Here is a 19,171-nt window from a genome sequence, read left to right as displayed (position 1 = left end):
GGTCACCTTACCCCGCTTTTGCTACGACTTAACACGTCTTTTCCGGCCAGGCTTTGCTATAAAAGCGCCTACAGCATTTCTGTAGGGCCGGGAAAATGTCGATTCTTACGATCAGCCGCTGCGGCGCGGCCTTGTTCTTCGTCGCGCTGGTGGCCGGTTGCTCGTCCACCAAGCCGACGGCAGAGGAAAAGGCCAGCGCGACCACTACGACGCCCGCTCGGGCCAGCAACGAGTGCAAGTCCAATCGCAAGCAGTGCCTGCACGAAGGCTCTTACGATGTCGGCGAGCGGGCATACGCGGAAGACGAGGCCAAGCGCCTGAACCTGGCCGAGTCCCAGCGCCTGCGCCGCCTGTTTGATAAGTAGTCCACCGTTAATGTCTTGCCCAACGCCGTAGAACCGTCATCGATGACCCGAAAACCGCTCGCCATCATCCAGATGGGCCGCCCGCCCGAAGACCTGCGGCAGGCGCAAGGCGAACAGTCCGACTGGATGCTGGCCGCGCTGGACGACCCGGACCTGCCGGTGCGCGTGTGCAAGCCCCACGATGATGAGGCGCTGCCCGCGTGGGACGAGCTGGCCGGGGCCGTGCTGACCGGATCCTGGTCCATGGTGACGGATCGCGAACCCTGGAGCGAACGCACTGCAGAATGGCTGCGCGGCGCGCATCGCGCGCAGCTGCCGTTGCTGGGCATCTGCTACGGCCATCAGTTGATGGCGCACGCGCTGGGCGGCGTGGTCGATTTCCATCCCCAAGGCCGCGAGATCGGCCAACATGCCATCGACTTCTGCGCGGACGTCGCCGGCGATGCGCTGTTTGGCGCGCTACCGCCGCGCTTTCTTGCCAATCTCACGCATGAGCAGAGCGTGCTGACGCCGCCGCCGGGCGCCGAGGTGCTGGCGCGCTCGCGGCACGATCCGCACCAGGTTCTGCGCTATGGACCGAACGCATGGTCCGTCCAGTTTCACCCCGAGTTCTCGTCCACCTTGATTTCGGCCTGCCTGGCGCGCCGGGCGCCGGTCTTCGAGGCAGAGGGCTACGACGTGGCGGCGATGGTCGCAGGGCTGGGACCCACGCACCATGCGCGCCAACTGCTGCGCATCTTTGCGCGGCGCTTCGCTTAGCCGAGATTTACATAGCCGCTTGGCATTTCGGCTTCAAGTTGCGGCTTCCTGCCTTCGTATCACACGCACATGACACGCCTGCCGGCGTGGCGCGCGCGTGCGCCGCTGTCGGCCGCGCGCCACAAAAGAGCGATTGATTTGCGGTTCTTTCCACCACATCCCTTGCGTCCCCAGAACTGACATATTGCGTCCCTAGAATTCGTTACTGCCATGCGCCGTGTGCATCACTGTGCCGCCCGCAACGCGGGTCTGGCTACCTGCGCATGTCTGTTCACATCAATGGGAATCTGTAATGAAAAAGACTCTGTTCGCCACCGCCATCTTCGCCGCGCTGTCCGGCATGGCGCAGGCGGAAACCTCGGTGACGCTGTATGGCCTGATCGATACGGGCGTGGGTTATCAGCGGATCAAGGGCGATGGCTTCCACGAATCCAAGGTCGGCATGAGCAATGGCGTTTCCAGCGGTTCGCGTTGGGGCCTGCGCGGTTCGGAAGATCTGGGCGACGGCCTCTCCGCCGTGTTCACGCTTGAAAGCGGCTTCAATTCGGCCAACGGCCAATCGGGCCAGAGCAGCCGCCTGTTCGGCCGCCAAGCCACCATCGGCCTGAAGAGCTCGTCCTGGGGCCTGTTGGAATTCGGCCGTCAGACCAACATCGCCTCCAAGTACCTGGGCGCGATCGATCCGTTCGGCGCCAGCTACGGCCAGGCCAACATCGGCAACGCGTTCAGCGCTGCCAACACCGTCCGTTACGACAACATGGTCCAGTACGCGACCCCGTCGTTCGGCGGCTTCCAGGCTGGTATCGGCTACTCGTTCAACGTCGCTGACACGACCGCGGCGCAGACGGGCTTCCGCACCGCCAACAACACCCGCGCCATCACGGCCGGCGTGCGCTACGTGAATGGCCCCCTGAACGTCGCCCTGACGTACGACCAGCTGAACCCCGCCAACCAGCTTGGCAACGATGCCACGCCCAAGTCGTGGAACGTCGGCGCCTCGTACGACTTCGAAGTCGTGAAGCTGGCGGCTGCCTTCGGCCAGACGCGTGACGGCTGGTTCACCGGCCAGAGCATCAATGCCTTCGGCAGCACCGAAACCATCGCCGATGGCTTCCGCTCGAACGTTGGCGTCGAAGACTTCAAGGCCAACTCGTACATGGTCGGCCTGACCGTGCCGCTCGGCGCCAGCTCCATCCTGGCCTCGTGGCAACGTGCCGATCCGGACAGCGATCTGCTGACCGGTGGCGATTCGGCCATGAACGTGTACAGCATCGGCTACACGTACAACCTGTCCAAGCGTACGAACGTGTACGCGCTGGGCTCCTACGCCACGGACTTCGCGTTCATCGACGGCGTCAAGAGCACGGTCGGCATGGTTGGTATCCGTCATCGCTTCTAAGCGGCAGACGTGATGAGCGGCGCGCCTGGCGCGCGCCGCTTGCGCCCTGCACCGCGGTTGCACTGAGCGGATTGGGCGTCTTACCCGGCCACAGACGCGAAAAAAGCGGCCACCTCCCTAGCTCCACTCTCAGTCCGCTCACCCGAACTTCGATCATGGCAAACCGAAGGCCCGCGCATTCTGGCGCGGGCTTTGCCATTTCTGGCTGACCACCGGCCAAGCCTTCGCACAATCCCATTTAGCGACCGCTGCCCAAAAGGGCCGCGTTGGCGTTGTAGTATTGCAAGCTCAGCCTAATCATCGGATAGCTATGCAAACGCACAACGCTCGGCTCGCGGAAATGACTTTGGCGTTGGCGCTGGCCCTGACCGCGACGGCCGCGCCTGCGCAGACCCAGGATGCCTCGGCGGCTGGCGCCAAGCCGGCTGAAGCGAAGCCTGCCGCATCGAAGCCTGCCGAAGCCAAACCAGCAGACGCCAAGCCAGCAGACGCTAAGCCAACAGAAGCCAAGCCAGCAGAAGCCAAGCCAGCAGAAGCCAAGCCCGCCGATGCCAAAGCGTCCGGCGACCCCGCCGCCGCGCAGGATCCGAATGGCGCGCCCGTGGACGCCGCGGTGGCGCCGCCGCCACCTCCGCCGCCGCTGCAGGTCCTGGACGGCAAGCTCCACGTCGCCATTCCCGCGGGTTTCACCGAAACCGAGTTTCCGTCCGATCCGGCCACGCCCGAGGTCTCGGGCAAGATCTACCTGAATCGCGCGACCATGCAGGCCATCATCGTGATCGATGTGCCGGTCGAACAGGCCGTTGGCGATGACGACGCCTTCACGCTGGGGGCGATGGCCGCAGGCTTCCAATCGCAGCAGCAGGCCGCGGTGCCCACGTTCAAGAAGACGGGCGACGGCGCGTTCAAGGTCGGCAGCATCGGCGTCTTTCAACTTGATGCAACCAGCAGGCTGTCCGGCCGTCCCGCCGAACTGACGGCGCTGTTCGCGGCGTCGGGCAAAAAGGTCGTGACCTTTTCGGTCTATACGTTGGCGCAAGAAAAAGCCCGGCATCCCGGGCTGGTCGAAGAACTGAAAAAGGGCATGACGGTAACGCCGTAATGGGCCCGACTGGCCAGAGCGCCCGTCGCTCCTGCGGGAATCAGTTCGGCTTCCAGAACACGTAATCGGCCTGGTATGCCACCTGCGTTTTCTGGCCCTTGGTGGCCGGCGAGCAGGTCGTTTGCGGCACGCCGCCGCCTGCGCGAACCAGCCGCTGAATGTACGTGACGCCGGTCAGCACGCCCACGCCTCCCGACGGATTGGCCAGCACGAGCTGGTCGTACAGCCGGTCCGGTCCGGCATATGCGCGCACGGTTTCCATCCCCGTCAGGGTCGAGCCGTCGGCGGCCCGCCAGCTTTCCGGCGGGCTCTTGTACGTGCCGCGCGGGCCCGATGATCCCGCCGGGCCCGCGCCCAGCGTGGCGCTCGCGCCCGCGATGACCCAGGCGTAGCGCGCGCCGTCGGTCTGGATCATCCGGCATTCGTAGGTGATGACGCCTTCGGCCGGCGCGCGCCATGCGACGCTGTTGTCTGCCGGTACCTGCATGATCTGCGGCACGTTGTCCTGGGCCGCCGCGGCGGAGGCGGCCAGGCTGGCCGCCAGGAACAGTCCGGCCAACGCCGGGCGAGGGTGAGTCGGAATGCGGTTCATCCATGCTCCTTCGGGCGGGCAGGGCGCCCGCGGTGGCAGTTGCGGGCGCGCTTGGCCCAAGGTCCGGCTGAGCCGGAATCGGGCCATTCTGCCACGATTCCCCGCCGGCGCTGGTCTCAATTGACTTGCAGCGTGTAGGCGGCTTTGCCGCGCAGCAGCGTCAACACCAGCGGCTGCGCGCCCGCGCCGCTCAGGAGGTCGCGCAGGTCCGCCAGCTTGCTGACGGGTCGCTGGTTCACGCCGATGACGATGTCGCCGCGCTGCAGGCGCGCGGCCACCGGGCCCCGGTCCGGATAGGTGGCGCTGACTGCCGCGCCGTCATTGCCCTGTACGCGCTGCGCGCGTCCCACTTCGGTGAACTCGACGCCGTTGAAGCGCGCGTCCAGCGAGCCGCCATGCAGGCGCTCGTTCTGTTCCGGTTCGATGCGCAGCACGACGTCCCGCTTCGCGCCCGCGCGCAACAGCCCCAAGCGCACCTGGCGGCCCACCGGCAGCAGGCCCTCGGCGTTGCGCAGCTGCGCGCTGGAACCGATGGCCTTGCCGTCGATCGACAGGATCTGATCGCGGGCCTGGATGCCGGCCTTCTGCGCGGGAGAACCATCGGCCACGCGGGCAACGGCCACGCCCGTCGATCCTGGCGCCAGGCCAAGCTGGCGCGCATTGCGCGGCGTGATGTCCAGCGTGTCCAGACCCAGTCCGCCGCGTTGCACCTGCCCGTGCTGCAGCAACTGCCGCATGACCTCGCCCGCCAGGTTGGACGGAATGGCAAAGCCGATGCCCACGTTGCCGCCCGACGGCGTGTAGATCATCGTGTTGATGCCCACCAGTTCGCCGTTCAGATTGACCAGCGCGCCGCCCGAGTTGCCCGGATTGATGGAGGCGTCGGTCTGGATGAAGTTCTGGTAGCCGGCGGCGCGCAGGCTGGACCGGTCCAGCGCGGACACGATGCCCGACGATGCGGATTGGCCCAGACCGTAGGGATCGCCGATGGCGACCACGAAGTCGCCCACGCGCAAATCGCTGGAATCGGACAGCGCCAGCGCCTGGAGGTTTTGCGCGGGGATGCGCAGCACCGCCAGATCCGTGTCCGGATCGCTGCCCACGACGGTGGCGTTGAAACTGCGGCCGTCCTGCAACGACACCCGGATGGTGGCGGCGCCGCGAATCACGTGGTGATTGGTCAGCACGTTGCCTTGGCTGGCGTCGACGATGACGCCCGATCCGACGTTCTGGCGCATGCCGCCGGGCGCGCGCACCGGGTTGGCCGCTTGTCCGTCGGATTGCGCCGAGATGTTCACGACTGCGGGCGTGACGCGCTCGAGCATGGGGGCCAGCGAGGGCAAGGGCTGTCCGTCGACGGCCAGAGGAAGCGCGGCGTGCGCCGGCGATGGCGGCGCGGCCAGCAGCAGGGCGCAGCAGGCCGTTGCAAGGAATGCGGGTAGGCGTCGCGCGCGGCGCGATGCGCTACGCGCGAAACAACGGGGTTCAAGAGGCGGCAAGGCCAGGCGGGGCATATCGATCCTTCCGGCAACGAGGCGGCAGAATCTGCCGTCCCCGCCGCACGCGTGTGACGACGCGCGCGGCTTGCGGCCGGCGCGCGAGCGGTCACGGATTGTCGCCGAACTTTGGCGCCCGGTCCGGCGTGCCCCGCGTGGTCAGAACCCGACGGCCTGGCCGTCGCGCCGCGAGTCGGACGCCGCGATGTAGCCGCCCTGCGGCAGGCGGCAGATGAGCTGCGCCGAGCCGAACTCCAGGCTGTCCGCCGGCGCGACCGCCACGTTGTGGCCACGCGCGCGCAGCGTATCGATCACGTCGGCCGGCAGGTGCGACTCCACGTTCACGACAGGGCCGTTCTCGACGCGGAAACGCGGCGCGTCGCTCATGGCCTGCGGGTTCTGGCCGAATGCCGCCAGACGCGTGACCATCTGCAGATGGCCCTGCGCCTGCATCGATCCGCCCATCACGCCGAACGACATGAGAGGTTGGCCGCGGCGCGTCACGAATGCCGGGATGATGGTGTGCATCGGCTTCTTGCGCGGCGCAACCTGGTTGGCGTGACCCGGCTTCAGCACGAAGTTCAGGCCGCGATTGTGCAGGCTGATGCCGGTGCCGGGCACGACCACGCCCGAGCCAAAACCGTGATAGTTGGACTGGATGAAGGACACCATCGTGCCGCTGGCGTCGGCGGCGGTCAGGTAGACCGTGCCGCCGGTGGCCGGCGTGCCGGCCGTGGGCACGCTGGCGCGGTCCATGGAAATCAGGCGGGCCCGTTCGGCCAGGTAGGCGCGGTCGAGCAGGGCGCGCGCGTCCGTGCGCATGTGGCGCGGATCGGCGACGTGGTGGTGCAGGTCCGCAAACGCCAGCTTCATGGCTTCGATGCTGACGTGGTAGTAGTCGGCGCTGTCGCGGCCCATGCCTTCCAGGTCGAATTGCTCGAGCATGCCCAGCGCCATCAGCGCCGAGATGCCCTGGCCATTGGGCGGGATCTCGTGCAGTTCGTAGTCGCGGAACGATTGCGAGATGGGCTTGACCCATTCCGGCCGGTGCTCGGCGAGGTCCACCGCACTGAGGGCGCCGCCCGTCTTGCTGGCGAAGTCCGCGATCTTGCGGGCCAGTTCGCCGCGGTAGAAGCTTTCACCGCCGGTCTCGGCGATGTCGCGCAGCGTCTTGGCCTGGTCCGGAAACCGCCACCATTCGCCGGCTTGCGGCGCGCGGCCTTGCGGCAGGAAGGCGTCGGCAAAGCCGGGTTCGGCGGCAAGCTTGGGCGCCTGGTTGGCCCATTGGCGCGCAATGGTCGGCGACACCGCGAAGCCCTCTTCGGCGTAGGCGATCGCCGGTTCAAACAGCTTGGCGAAGGGCAGCTTGCCGAAGCGGTCGGACAAGGCCTTCCAGCCGGCGACCTGGCCCGGCACGGTGACCGTGCCCCAGCCGGTGCCCGGCATCGCATCGCGGCCGTTGAAGTATTCGGGCGTCCACGCGGCCGGCGCGCAGCCGCTGGAATTCAAGCCGTGGAGCTGGCCGTCGTGCCAGACCAGGGCGAACATGTCGCCGCCGATCCCGTTCATCACGGGTTCGACGACGGTCAGGGCGATCGCGGTGGCAATGGCGCTGTCAACGGCATTGCCACCGGCCAGCAGCATGCGTAGTCCCGCCTGCGCAGCCAGTGGCTGGCTGGTCGCGACCGCGTTGGCGGCCAGGACCGGCATTTTTCGGGAAGCGTACGGAAAAGACCAATCGAAGGGGGAGGACATGGATGCTGGAACTCGTTGGAAAAATTACTGCGGGGTGATGCCGGCCTGGTCGATCAGCTGCTTGGTGCGCGGAATCTCGGCCTTGATGAAGGCGGCGAATTCCTCGCGGCTGCCGCCACGCGGCTCGGCGCCGGCTTCGGCGAGCTTACCGCGCAATGCGGGATCGGCAAGCACTTTGTTGACGGCGCGGTTGAGCTTGTCGAGGATCGGTGCGGGCGTGCCCTGCGGTGCGACAAGGCCGTACCACGGCGCGATGTCATAGCCCGAAAAACCCTGCTCGGCGATCGTGGGAATGTCCGGCGCCAGCGCCGAGCGCTGCGAGTTGGACATGCCCAGCGCCAGCAGCGCGCCGCTCTTGGCCTGGGGCAGGCCGGTCATGATGGTGTCGAAGTACATCGACACTTGGCCGCTCAGAAGGGCGGGGATGGCTTCGCCCGCGCCCTTGTAGGGCACGTGCAAGATGTCGATGCCGGCGACCGACTTGAGCATTTCGCCCGCCATGTGCGAGGTCGTGCCCGTGCCGAACGAGGCATAGGTCAGCTTGCCGGGGTTGGCGCGCGCATAGGCCACCATTTCGGGCAGCGTCTTGAAGGGTTGCTTGGGGTTGGCCAGCAGGATGTTCGGGGTGTAGGCCACCATCGAGACCAGCTCAAACGCGTCCGGATCGTAGGCCAGGCGCTTTTGCAGGAAGCGGTTGGTGACGACGGCGGCCGGGCCGCCCATCAGCAGCGTGTAGCCGTCCGCCGCGGACCGTGCGACCGACGCGCTGCCGATCGCGGCGGCGGCGCCGGGGCGGGCCTCGATGACGAAGGGCTGACCCAGCTCGGCGGACAGCGCCGCGCCAAGCTGGCGCGAGATCAGGTCCGTGGCGGAACCCGCCTGGAAGGGCACGACGATGCGCACGGGATGTTGCGGCCAGTCCGTGGCTTGCGCGCCGGCCTGCGCCGCGAAGGCCACGGCGGCAGCGCCTGCCAGCGCCCGGATGAGACGAAATTTCATGGATTCCCCTTGATCGCGTTATGGAAAGCGTATGGGCCGGGCGGGTCTCTTGCCCCTTCCGGCCGAGCGGGCGCGGCATGCCGCGTCCTGCCCTGGATTAAACGCAAGTGGCGCGGATCCGGCCATTAGGATTTGTATTCATGGATCATTGGATCCAGTTTGTGTTATTTTCGCCGTTATCTATCATGGCGGCTTTCCAAGCCCGGGGACGAAAGTGCTGCAATTCCAGAAGACAGCCATCAGCGCCGAAGACGAGGCGTACCTGCATTTGCAGCGTGAAATCCGCCTGGGCCACTATGCGCCCGGCCAGCGGCTGGTGCCGGACGTCGTGGCGGCTGAAATCGGCACCAGCCGCATGCCGGTGCGCGGCGCCCTGCGCCGCCTGGCCTCGGAGGGCCTGGTCGAGATCCGCGCCAACCGCGGCGCCGTGGTGCGCGGCCTGAACCAGCAGGAAATGCTGGAGGTCTTTGAAATGCGCTCGGTGCTCGAAGGGCTGGCGACGCGCAACGCCGTGGCCAACATGGGGCCCGAACACATCCGCCGGCTGGTCAACATGCTGGCGCAGCTGGACCAGGGCGCGAACGAAGACCTGGACTGGACCGCCGCCCACCGCGAATTCCACGAATACCTGTGCAGCTTCTGCAAGCAGCCGCGCCTGTTGAACCAGATCTCGGAACTGCACTCGGTCGTCGAGCCCTACATGCGCCTGTGGGCCGCCCAACCCGGCCGTGTGCTGCGCGTGCGCGAATCCCACCAGGAACTGATAGACGCCCTGCAAACCCGTGACGCGGCACGCTGCGAGGCCGCCATGCGCCAGCACGTCCTGAACACCGTCCCGGCGTTGCAGGCGTTCCTTGAACAGGCGGGCTGACCCGCGCCGCCGCGCCAGGTGTCCGACACCCGGCCGCCACTGCGCCGTCCGCGCCCGACAAACGGCTTCAATCCGCTGACCGCTCACCGGACAAGATTCCCGTTTCCTCGTCCCGCTCGCATATAGCCAGGAGTAATATGTGACGCGTCCGGCGGCGCGCGTCCGCAGGCACGAGCAAGCCGATTCACGCCTGGTCCTTCCCACCCCCTGTCGACAGCGGAGCCCCCTCCGTGCCTGCCCTCGGTGTCTGCAAGTCCTGGCGCGCAACCGGCCATAAAAAAGACACCGAGGAGAAGAGGAATTGGACAAGCAAGAGTCGGGCGGCTGGTATTTCGGCTGGAACATCGTTGGCGCCGCCACGGTACTCACGCTGTTTACGGTCGGCCTGCGCATGGGGATCGGGCCGTTCTTTCTGCCCATGGCCGAAGGCTTGGGTTTTTCGCGTAGCCTGCTGTCGGGCATCGTGGCCATCGGCATGCTGTGCTATGGCCTGGGCATGCCGCTCGCCGGCTATCTGGTCAGCATCCGCGGCACGCGCTTCGTGCTCCTGACCGGCACGGCCATCGTCGTCGCCGCCTCCATCTGGACCGTCTTCGCGCGAAGCCCCTTCGAATTCCTGCTCGCCTTCGGTGTCGCGCTGTCCATCGGCCTTGCCTTCACCAGCCCCGTCGCGCTGACGCCGGTGATCAGCCGCTGGTTCACGCGCCAGCGCGGCATGGCGCTCTTCTTCCTGTCCACGGGCTCAATGGCCGGCATTGCGCTGATGACCCCGACGCTCACCTACGCCATTTCGGCGGTGGGCTGGCAGGAAACGCTGTTGGGCTTTGCCGTGCTGTTTGCCGTCCTGACCATCCCCATCGCGCTTTTCGTGATGCGCGACGAGGCGCCCGAGCACACCGACCTGCTGCCTCACCAGATCATCGAGAAATCCAGTTCGGCCAAGCCGGCCGCCAAGGCGCCCGCGCCGCAGCTGGGCGAGGCGCTGCGCACGTTGCCGTTCTGGCAGGTTGCGCTGGGTCTGTTTGCCTGCGGGTTCAGCATGAACCTGCTGGGCACGCATGGCATGCCCATGCTGATGGATCACGGCTTTGACCCCACCACCAGTTCGCTGGGCATCGGTCTGATCGGCCTGGTCGCCATCTTCAGCACGCTGGTGCTGGGCCGCATGTCCGACCAGGTCGAGCGCCGCAACATTCTCGCCGCCATTTATCTGGTACGAGGCCTGGGATTCTTTGCGCTCGTCATGGTGGGTGCGCATTGGGAACTGTACCTGGCCGCCACCATTGGCGGCATCGTCTGGGCCGGCAGCATCGCGCTGTCCTCGGCCATTCTGGCCGACGTATATGGCATCCGGCTGGTTGGCGTGCTGTATGGGCTGACGTATCTGGGCCACCAGGTGGGCGGCATGATCAGCTCGTGGCTGGGCGGCTGGGCCTTCGAAACCTTCGGCACGCACTGGGTCGCATTCGGGTCGGCCGGGGTGCTGCTGTTGCTGGCGGCGCTGATTTCGCTGCGCCTGCCGCCGCGTGGCATCCTGCGGGCGCCGCCCGTGGCGGCCGCTGCCGGACGCTGAACCCGTCGCGCCGCGGCAACCGGCCAGGGATGCGGCGCATCCCTGGCGCGCGGGACGGCTAGCGGTCTTTCAGCAGCGACACCAGTTCGGGCACATAACGCTCGCCGCCGCCTTGCGTGACGGCCTGGTCGAACGTGTGCTGCACGGCGGCGCCGATCTCGCGCACGGCACCGGCTTCGGCAGCCATGGTGTTGTAGTACGAAAGGTCCTTCTGCGCATTCGACATGAAAAAGCGCAGCGACGACGGATCCTGTTCCAGCAGATACGGCTTGATGCGCTCCAGCGCCACGCCGCCGCCGCCGCCCTTTGCCAGGACCTCGGTGAAGACGGCCGGGTCGATGTCCGAACGCAGCGCGCACGCCGCGGCTTCGGACAGCAGCGCCACCACGCCCAACGACACATAGTTGTGCAGCAGCTTCATCCGGTGGCCCGCGCCCACCGGGCCGGCATGGGTGATGTTTTCGGCAAAGCAGGCCAGCAGCGGTTTGCATTCCTCGAACAGCGCGGCATCGCCGCCCACCAGCAGGTTCAGCCGGCCTTCGGCGGCTTCCTTGGGCGTGCGCGTCATGGGCGCGTCCAGGAAGCGCCCGCCGCTTTCGGTGACCGCCTGGGCGACCTTCACGGTGGACGAGGGGATGGCGGTCGAGCAGTCGATGATGACGGTGCCCGGACGCAGTCCCTCGAGCACGCCGCCCTGCGACAGCAGCACGGCTTCGACCTGCGGGCTGCCGGTAACGCACAGGATGATCACATCCGACTGCGCGGCAAGCTCGGCGCCGCTGGCCACGCTGACCGCACCAGCAGCCTTGAGCGAGTCCAGGGGCTGATTGCCCGGATGCTCAAGCACGGTCAGCGCGTGACCGTGCTTGACCAGGTTGCTTGCAATACCGTGGCCCATGAGGCCGATTCCAACCATGCCGACTTTTGCCATCTTCCACTGCTCCTGCCATGTAGGGTGATTGTTGTGCCGTAAATCTTACCCGCAGAAGCCGCAAGCGGGGCCAACGAGCACCCGCGGCGGCGGGTCGGGCGTCCGCGCGCCGATCACCGCGCTATGCCGGGGCGGGCGGGTCTGGAATACTTTCGAGGATCGTCCATCGGGACTCTTGCAGCGGCAGCCATGACAGACTCCATCCCCGCCGGTTTCACGCCCTGGTATCCCAGCAGCCAGTTCATGCGCCACCTGAACGATCTTGGCCCGTTCTACCGCCGCAAGGCCGACAACGTGCTGGGGCTGCGTGTCACCACGGCGCACGGCAACATGCACGGCATGGCGCACGGGGGATTCCTGGCAACGTTTGCCGACAGCGCGCTGGGGCTTGTCATCTCGGAAGACGCCCACGTCTCCGTCGTCACGGCGCAGATGTCCGTTGAATTCCTGAACGCCGTCAATCCGGGCGACTGGCTCGAGGCGCACGTGCAGATCGACAAGCAGGGCAAGCGTCTGATCTATGCGACCTGCCGCCTGCAGGTGGAAGGCCGCGCCATGCTCAAGGCCAGCGCCGTGTTCGCGGTCCGTCACGCCGCCGTGCCCGCCTCGGACGGCTAGCCACGGCGAGCCGCGCGGGTGATCAACGCGGGGGCAGGGGGGCGCTACAGATAAGGCGTGGCCAGCCAGATCACCTTGTTTCGCAGGCGCGTGGCAAAGGGCGCTTGCAGCAGGTCCTCAAGCGTCACGCGGTGCGCGTTGGCGACCAACGCATCGAAGCGCGCATCGAGCCACCGCGCCACGTCGCGGTCGTAGATCTCGGTGTCCAGCTCGAAATTCAACCGCAGGCTGCGCGGATCCAGATTCGACGAGCCGGCATACGTCCAGGCCCCGTCCACCGTCATCAGCTTTGAGTGGTCGAACGCGCCGCTCGAGCGCCAGACGCGGCAGCCCGTGCGCACCACCTGGTCAAGCTGCGCCGTCATCGCGTAATCGACCAGCCGCAGGTTGTTCTTGCCCGGGATCACGATGTCCACAATGATCCCGCGGCGCGCCGCCGTGGCCAGCGCGCCGATCAGCGTCTGGTCGGGCAGGAAGTAGGGCGACTGGATCCGCACGTGATGCCGCGCCACGGCCAGGGCGCCCAGCAGCATGTTGTGCGTGCTGCCCAGCGCACGGTCGGGCCCTGACGGCACGCAGCGGATCGGCACGCGGCCCGACGGCGGCATGAAGTCGGGATCGAACCACGGCTTGGCGGGCAGCGACTCGTGCGTCGTGAAATTCCAGTCATGCGCAAACACCGACATCAGTTGCGTCACGATCGGTCCTTCCACGCGGAAATGCGTATCGTGGTTGGTGGCGTCGCCCGCCAGCGCACTGACAAACGCCGCCCGAACATTCATGCCGCCCGTAAAGCCCACCCGGCCGTCCACCACCAGCACCTTGCGGTGGCTGCGCAGATTGGCATAGGGCATGCGCAGCACTCCCATCGGATTGGTCATGAACCGCGCCACCGGCACGCCCGCCCGCGACAGCATGCGCACGATCGGCGGACGGGAGTACTTGGACCCCACCGCATCGATCAACACCCGCACCTGTACGCCGCGCGCCTGCGCCTCGATCAGCGCCTGGGCCACTTCGCGCCCGATCGGATCGTTGTCGAAGATATAGCTCTGCATCGCCACCGTGTGGCGGGCCTCGCGAATGGCCTGCAGCATCGCAGGATACGTCTCGTCGCCACCGGCCAGCGGCCGCACCTCGTTGCCGGCCAGCAGCTGAAACCGGCTGACCCGGTCACCCAGCACCTTCAGCGACGCGAACTGCTCGCCCGAGATCGCCACCACATCGACCGGCGCAGTCTCGACCTGCTCGGCATCTTCCTGCATGGCGTCGTCGCGCTGCTGCGACACCCGCGTCTTGCGGATACGGTTGATCCCGGCGACGAAATAGAAGAGGGCTCCAAGGATCGGCGAGAACATCGCCACCCCCACCCAGCCGATGGCCGCCCGCACATCCTGCTTGGTCATCGCGGCATGCACCGCCGCGCCCGTGCCCGCCACGATGCTGATGGCAAAGGCAATATGAGGCCAGTATTCGATCAAAAATGCGTGTATGCGATCCATGGCGAGGGCGTGAGACGCGGCCTCCATTGGTTAACCAAGCGCAAGAATAGCAAGGCTGCCGCGGGTGGCAAACGTGTGGCTTCGGGGCGATTTCACACGCTTTAAAAAAACGTGCTAGAATTCGGCCTCTTCGTTGTTGAGCTTCTTTCGAAACACGTTTCAAAGACGCGCTGCGACGAAAGCGCTTCAGTAAATTCTGAATGTGCAAAGCAAGACCAGTGGTGGCTGTAGCTCAGTTGGTAGAGTCCCGGATTGTGATTCCGGTTGTCGTGGGTTCGAGTCCCATCAGCCACCCCAAGAATTCCCCATACATTACAGGCGCTTAGGCGCCTGTTTTGTTTTCTCGGGGAGATTCTGGGGAGAAATCGCCGTCTCCAAGCGCCTCATCTCCAATTCATTCTGATCACCGTCCAGCCATTTGGAATAGGTTTTCAAGAACATCTCCACGCTGTGTCCCAACTGCTTCGCGCAGAAGGCCGGCGTCATCCCAGCCATCAGCATCACCGTCGCGTACGTGTGCCGCATGTTGTATGGCCGTCTATAGCGAATCCCCAAAAGCTTCAGCGTTGGCGTCCAGAAACTGCGCCGAAATGCGCGCTCGTCTTCCCATTGCGCTGAGTACCGCGGATCATTGAACACTGCGGCACCGGTGATCTGAGTGTGCTGCCGTTGAGCTTGAATGGCGGCCATCGCGCGGCTGTTCAGAATGACCTGTCGCGCCACGGCCGTCTTCGTTCGATCCTTTTTCTCGCCGCGCACCAGAGCTTCTGCCACCAGCACCGAGCCGGATGCCAGGTCTATGTTCGGCCATTGCAGGCCGAACACTTCGGACGTCCGCAGGCCACTCCAGAACCAGAACTCGATCAGATTGTGGACTTGGCCAGGGAACCGTTGCCGCACGGCCTCAAGGATTTGTTCCATCTCCGATCGACTGAACGGGTCGGGCGGCTCGCGCTGGTACTTCGCGCGTGGAATATTGCTGGCGGGGTTCTCGGCCAGAACGCGATCCTTTACCGCCAGATCCAAGGCTTCTCGCACCACCGAAACATAGTTGTTGATGGTCTTGCCTGAGAGGTCCGGGCGGCCGGCGATGACGGTGAGAAAGTGACTGAGCTTGGCGGAACGCAGTGGGATGGTCCCCAGGCGCGCGCCGTGGTGGTCGCAGATCGAGTGCTTCCAAAATTTGATGGCACTGGCGTATCCGTCGCGTGTCGAAGACTCGATGCGCTGGGCCGCTAGCCAGGTGTCGAGCTGCCCGCCGACGGTGCCGGCGTCTTCCACTACCGCTTTCGGAAAGTACTCCGCCAGGCTGAACGTGCGATGGCGAATCTTCTCTCTGATTTCGATGGCCAGTCGGTGTGCGTATTTCACATTGGCCGGGGTGGGCAGCATCGGCAAGTCCAGGGTGAGCGTGTGACGCTCTAGCTTGCCGTTGTAGGTGAACGACAGCCGGATGGAGCGCTCCCGGATTTCTACCCCAGTTCCTTTTCGACCCATTTCTGATATCCCTTCATGGAAATGAAAATCCCGCCGTCAGGGGACTTGCGGTACTCGCGGCCCTCAAGCCACTTGCCGTCCTCGATCTTGCGCCGGATAGCTTTCTCGGTGAGGCCGGTGATCACTGCGGCCAATGCGACCGTTATGTACGGCGCCGGCGCGACCTGCGCGACCAGTGCGTGCCTGTCGGCGGTGCTCAGCATATCGCCTCCAAAATGAAGCCTGGGCTTACTAGGATGAATTATTAATGAGACATTGACGAGGTTTTTGCGTCATAAATGAGACGTTTCCTGAGATAGTGCCATTGCATCGGCGTAGGCCCGCATGGCACGCTGATCGTCTATCTGGTCGGCCCCGAGGGATTCGAGGCACTCGCGGAGCTGGGCGGCAAGGCGTTCGATCAGCTCAGCCATACACGGCGCCTCCGTCCCTGTGCTGCTTGGGGAGGCAGCCGTTGCATACCGGCGACTCAATTGCGACGGGCGTGCCATCGCGTATAGACGGTCGATCAGTCGATCGTGCCGGATAGCTCATGCGGGAATTTCCACCTCCCGCAGCGGCCGCGCTCGACCTGAAGCAGTCCGGCCTTCCGCTGGACATGGAACCACTCTTTCATGTCCATGTAGCCATTCGTCTTTGGCGGCTGGCTGTGGTGAGGATTGCCACACCGCCGATCTTTACGCGGGCACCCGTTCAGTTCATCGCAGTAAAGGCACGCTCCAAGAAGGACGGCGGCGGCTGGTCCGTGGAGGAATTCTGATGGGTGCGGAGATTGCGACCTTTATTCGCCGCATGGCATGCGGAGATTGTCGCGCGGTATGCATTGGGTGGTGGTGCGCATGACGGCAGAGCTGCGGAAATGGGAGTTCCGCGCCCCGATGCTGGTCGTAATGAACCGGCAGCAAGCCGCGCTGAAGCGGCGTTCGCAGGATGCGCCAACGCCCGCACGGTGCGGATGCTGTTTGGCAACACGATCGTTCGCTGCCTGAAGGGCAAGCCTTATGGGAAGAAATGCAAACAGTACGAGGTGGAGGATGAGTAGGCTGAAGGGCGGCGACCTGTTGTGGAAGTGGGCTGGCTGAACCTGGTCCGGCGCCACGGTGGGCAACATGGAGGCCTGTGTGTCCTTGGGGGGACGATCCCCGTCGAATCCTCTATGACCACGCCCAAGTGGTGGAGACCTTGCACGCCGCGCTGTCGTGGCATGAGCGCATGGTGATCAGCGCCGAGTCCCCGCAGAAGAATGCCAAGTTCGGTGGCTTGGACCCGAAGGGCCGCCGCAAGGCCGCGCGCGCGTGAATTGCCAACAATACCGGCGTGGCCGGCCGCAAGCCGGTCGCGATCCCACAGCCCGACAATCCCGAGCGGCGTGGGGTCCGCCCGGGTGAAGCAGGGGTCAACCGCTTTGCCGGATCGCCAGTCGGGACCTGCGTTACCCAGATCCGGATGGCCGAGCGGCCTCTAGCACTTCACCCACTGCCCCGCTTCATCGTCGGGCAATCTGCAACCCGCCCAAACGACCTGGCCCAGCACGCGTACCGGGTGCCCGTTTTCCAGCGAGATATCCGCATAGGCCGGATTGAACGAACGGGCGACCCAACGTCCGGTCAGCCGCTCTCTCGCCACGGTCTTCACGATCATCTTGCCGTCGTAATTGATGGCGTAGACGCCGCCAGCGGCGATGTCCTGCAGGGTCAGGCTTTCGTTGGGAACCACGAGAAGGGCGGCGCCGTCGCGGATGACGGGTTCCATGCTGTCGCCCTTGGCGTACACGACGCGGGCCTTTCCGTTGCCCGCACCCACCGACTTCAAAAACGATTTGCGGAACTGGATCATGCCAGTCTGCTCCTCGGTGTGGTTTTCGATGGGCTCGCCGGCCGCCAGGCGCACATCCGCCAGCTCGGGCACTTTTTCGAACTTGTCGTTGGCGGCCGGCGGTTCGCCCGCGCCCACGTTGGCGAATACGTCAGTTTCTGTGCTGAGCCGGACGCGGTGTTCGCGTTCGGCCTGGTACGTGGTTTTTCCGCCTTCCCAAGGGGCCGGGGGCATGCCCTCGATGCGCATGGGAAATTCGTCCCGCGCCATATAGGTGTCCACCAGCGAGTCGCTGCGCAGGACCATCGGGGCCTGCGGCGCCGCCGAGCCGTAGGCGACGTCGATCCCAAGCTTCAACTGCGCGATCGCCAGCGCGAGTGCGCCTTGCAGCTTGTTCAACTGTTCTGGAGACAGGGCGCGTACCTGGTCTTCGGGGATGCTGGGGAAGGGCCAGGGGGCTGGCGCGGGGACCGCGCCCAGGTCATCGTTGTCCGGCCGCTTTTGACCGCTGCCGTCGTACAGCCACTGCGCGTTGACATGCAGCAGCGGGGCGACCTTGATGCAGGTCGCCATGTCCATGCCGTTGGACCCGTTGAACCAATGCGTTGCGGCGCCCGATGAAGCGCCTGCGGCTTTCCACAGGTCTGTCTTGGTGAGGCGAGGCTCGCCCGCGTCCGCGCGGCGCGACGCCTCTTCGTTGAATGCCTGCGTGATTCGTTTTTGGAAGGACATCTTAGGATGCTAAACAAAAACCATCTTAGATGGCTTGCTTTTGATATCTTAGCATTCTAAGATTTATCCATGAAAACACAAAACGACGATTCTTCGCTTATCGATGCGTTGGGCGGCACCGGCAGGGTGGCAGCGCTCTGTGGTGTGACGGCTGGCGCGGTGTCGCAGTGGCGCGGCAATGGCATGCCGAAGGCGTGGAGAGAGTTCCTGCGTCTGGCCAGGCCCACGGTATTTGAGGCGTGGAACGCCCGCCGGCACAGGGTGAACGAGGAATCGCCGCCCCGAGCCCCGAGGACGGGGCCCTGAAATCTGCCGGGATGCTGGAGCACGCATGAATTACTACAGCCACAACATCGGCGACTACGCCCAGGCCACCATGCACTTGAGCCTGCTCGAAGACGCCATTTACAGCCGGCTCTTGCGGCGTTATTACGCCGAAGAGCAGCCAATCTTAGACAACTTGCAACAGGTATTCCGTTGGGTAGGCGCGCGGACCGACGAGGAAAAGGAGGCGACTTCGTTGGTCCTGGGCGAATTCTTCGACCTGCGGGACGGCTATTGGCACAACAAGCGGGCTGACGTCGAAATTGCCGCATATCACGTCAAGGCCGAAACCGCCAAGGCGAACGGCAAACGGGGAGGGCGGCCAAAGAAGAATGAGATGGCGGCCGGGAAACCGGCCGGTTTTGTCATGGGTTCCGATGAAAAACCGGACGCCGCCCCAGCGGCAACCGGATCGCAAGCCAACCAAGAACCAGTAACCAGGAACCAGGAAACAAGGATGAATCCCCCGGGCCCCCGTGGCGGCGCGGGATTCGATGCGTCGACGATCGAACTTCCGGATTGGCTCGAGCGTGACGACTGGGCCAGTTGGGTCGCTGACCGCAAGATCCGCCGAAAGCCGGTGACGCAAGAGGGGGCAAAGCGCCAGTTGCAGCAGCTCGCGGCTTACCGGGCGGAAGGTCATGCGCCCGGCGCCGTGATTGCGAACAGCATCGCTGGGGGCTATCAGGGTCTCTACCCGCCCCGCGCCGCGGCTCGGGCCGCCCCGTCATCAAGCCAGGCCAAACGCCTGTCGGACTGGACCGATGAACTGCGGGATGCGCTGGCGGCCGATAGCCGTCCGCGCGAGAAATTCATGGGAACGATCGATGCAACCTGCTGA

General features: G+C 65.3%; 19 protein-coding genes and 1 tRNA gene. 10 read left to right on the top strand and 10 right to left on the bottom strand.

The features are described from left to right. Positions 1–95 precede the first annotated feature (95 nt). The 4 genes from HV786_RS09070 to HV786_RS27440 all read left to right on the top strand — a co-directional run bounded on the left by HV786_RS09070 (position 96) and on the right by HV786_RS27440 (position 3,625). On the top strand, positions 96–365 hold the full coding sequence (locus HV786_RS09070; RefSeq protein ID WP_174245433.1) for a hypothetical protein: 270 nt from the start codon (positions 96–98) through the stop codon (positions 363–365). A 42-nt stretch (positions 366–407) separates the two neighbouring features. Continuing rightward, the gene (locus tag HV786_RS09065) at positions 408–1,124 is read left to right on the top strand and encodes a glutamine amidotransferase (protein WP_128829187.1); all 717 of its coding nucleotides are present in this window, start codon (positions 408–410) and stop codon (positions 1,122–1,124) included. A gap of 292 nt (positions 1,125–1,416) precedes the next feature. Beyond that, a complete protein-coding gene (locus HV786_RS09060; protein WP_062842174.1) occupies positions 1,417–2,523 on the top strand; it encodes a porin in 1,107 nt (368 codons plus the stop codon). A gap of 340 nt (positions 2,524–2,863) precedes the next feature. Then, positions 2,864–3,625 (top strand): DcrB/PsbP domain-containing protein, encoded by a 762-nt coding sequence (locus HV786_RS27440; RefSeq protein WP_276529699.1) that lies wholly within the window; start codon positions 2,864–2,866, stop codon positions 3,623–3,625. A 40-nt stretch (positions 3,626–3,665) separates the two neighbouring features. On the opposite strand, the gene HV786_RS09045 is transcribed toward HV786_RS27440, so the two are convergent. The 4 genes from HV786_RS09045 to HV786_RS09030 form a co-directional block, all read right to left on the bottom strand. Further along, the gene (locus HV786_RS09045) at positions 3,666–4,217 is read right to left on the bottom strand and encodes a DUF3455 domain-containing protein (RefSeq protein ID WP_175210570.1); all 552 of its coding nucleotides are present in this window, start codon (positions 4,215–4,217) and stop codon (positions 3,666–3,668) included. Positions 4,218–4,333: 116 nt separating this feature from the next. Beyond that, positions 4,334–5,560, bottom strand: coding sequence for a trypsin-like peptidase domain-containing protein (locus HV786_RS09040; RefSeq protein ID WP_254599468.1), 1,227 nt, complete (start codon positions 5,558–5,560; stop codon positions 4,334–4,336). Positions 5,561–5,872: 312 nt separating this feature from the next. Next, positions 5,873–7,468, bottom strand: a complete 1,596-nt coding sequence (gene ggt / locus HV786_RS09035) for a gamma-glutamyltransferase (protein ID WP_217472108.1) — start codon at positions 7,466–7,468, stop codon at positions 5,873–5,875. A 24-nt stretch (positions 7,469–7,492) separates the two neighbouring features. Continuing rightward, positions 7,493–8,467, bottom strand: a complete 975-nt coding sequence (locus HV786_RS09030) for a Bug family tripartite tricarboxylate transporter substrate binding protein (protein ID WP_063954364.1) — start codon at positions 8,465–8,467, stop codon at positions 7,493–7,495. 214 nt (positions 8,468–8,681) lie between these two features. On the opposite strand from HV786_RS09030, the gene HV786_RS09025 reads away from it, so the two are divergent. Then, positions 8,682–9,338 (top strand): GntR family transcriptional regulator, encoded by a 657-nt coding sequence (locus HV786_RS09025; protein WP_063954363.1) that lies wholly within the window; start codon positions 8,682–8,684, stop codon positions 9,336–9,338. A 301-nt stretch (positions 9,339–9,639) separates the two neighbouring features. Further along, positions 9,640–10,911 carry an MFS transporter gene (locus tag HV786_RS09020; RefSeq protein ID WP_175210566.1) on the top strand — a complete coding sequence of 424 codons (1,272 nt, stop codon included), beginning with the start codon at positions 9,640–9,642 and terminating at the stop codon, positions 10,909–10,911. A 58-nt stretch (positions 10,912–10,969) separates the two neighbouring features. On the opposite strand, the gene HV786_RS09015 is transcribed toward HV786_RS09020, so the two are convergent. Beyond that, positions 10,970–11,842, bottom strand: a complete 873-nt coding sequence (locus HV786_RS09015; RefSeq protein WP_128828851.1) for an NAD(P)-dependent oxidoreductase — start codon at positions 11,840–11,842, stop codon at positions 10,970–10,972. A gap of 189 nt (positions 11,843–12,031) precedes the next feature. Between HV786_RS09015 and HV786_RS09010 the strand changes: the two genes are divergently transcribed. Continuing rightward, positions 12,032–12,460, top strand: a complete 429-nt coding sequence (locus tag HV786_RS09010) for a PaaI family thioesterase (protein ID WP_056323229.1) — start codon at positions 12,032–12,034, stop codon at positions 12,458–12,460. A 44-nt stretch (positions 12,461–12,504) separates the two neighbouring features. On the opposite strand, the gene cls is transcribed toward HV786_RS09010, so the two are convergent. Then, positions 12,505–13,962: a cardiolipin synthase gene (gene cls / locus HV786_RS09005; RefSeq protein WP_128828807.1), complete on the bottom strand. Its 1,458-nt coding sequence runs from the start codon at positions 13,960–13,962 to the stop codon at positions 12,505–12,507. A 221-nt stretch (positions 13,963–14,183) separates the two neighbouring features. On the opposite strand from cls, the gene HV786_RS09000 reads away from it, so the two are divergent. Beyond that, a tRNA-His gene (locus tag HV786_RS09000) sits at positions 14,184–14,259 on the top strand. Between the two features lie 15 nt (positions 14,260–14,274). Here the strand turns inward: HV786_RS09000 and HV786_RS08995 are convergent. The 3 genes from HV786_RS08995 to HV786_RS08985 form a co-directional block, all read right to left on the bottom strand. Beyond that, positions 14,275–15,459, bottom strand: coding sequence for a site-specific integrase (locus HV786_RS08995; protein WP_128828806.1), 1,185 nt, complete (start codon positions 15,457–15,459; stop codon positions 14,275–14,277). Then, entirely contained in the window at positions 15,435–15,662 is a 228-nt protein-coding gene (locus HV786_RS08990) for an excisionase (protein WP_128828805.1), read from the bottom strand. The genes HV786_RS08995 and HV786_RS08990 overlap by 25 nt, the downstream gene beginning before the upstream one ends. A 69-nt stretch (positions 15,663–15,731) precedes the next feature. Further along, entirely contained in the window at positions 15,732–15,872 is a 141-nt protein-coding gene (locus HV786_RS08985) for a hypothetical protein (protein WP_158216708.1), read from the bottom strand. Positions 15,873–15,991: 119 nt separating this feature from the next. Here HV786_RS08985 and HV786_RS08980 point away from each other — a divergent pair, with 119 nt between their 5' ends. Next, positions 15,992–16,219 carry a hypothetical protein gene (locus HV786_RS08980; RefSeq protein ID WP_158216707.1) on the top strand — a complete coding sequence of 76 codons (228 nt, stop codon included), beginning with the start codon at positions 15,992–15,994 and terminating at the stop codon, positions 16,217–16,219. A 701-nt stretch (positions 16,220–16,920) separates the two neighbouring features. Here HV786_RS08980 and HV786_RS08975 read toward each other — a convergent pair. After that, complete coding sequence (locus tag HV786_RS08975; protein ID WP_128828804.1) at positions 16,921–18,006, bottom strand: S24 family peptidase; 1,086 nt, start codon at positions 18,004–18,006, stop codon at positions 16,921–16,923. A 331-nt stretch (positions 18,007–18,337) separates the two neighbouring features. Between HV786_RS08975 and HV786_RS08970 the strand changes: the two genes are divergently transcribed. Continuing rightward, a complete protein-coding gene (locus HV786_RS08970; RefSeq protein WP_128828802.1) occupies positions 18,338–19,171 on the top strand; it encodes a YdaU family protein in 834 nt (277 codons plus the stop codon).

The sequence above is a fragment of the Achromobacter mucicolens genome (genome assembly GCF_902859725.1).
Classification (GTDB): domain Bacteria; phylum Pseudomonadota; class Gammaproteobacteria; order Burkholderiales; family Burkholderiaceae_B; genus Achromobacter; species Achromobacter mucicolens.
The sequence above is the reverse complement of the archived record's forward strand: the minus strand, read 5'-3'. Positions and strand labels throughout refer to the sequence as shown.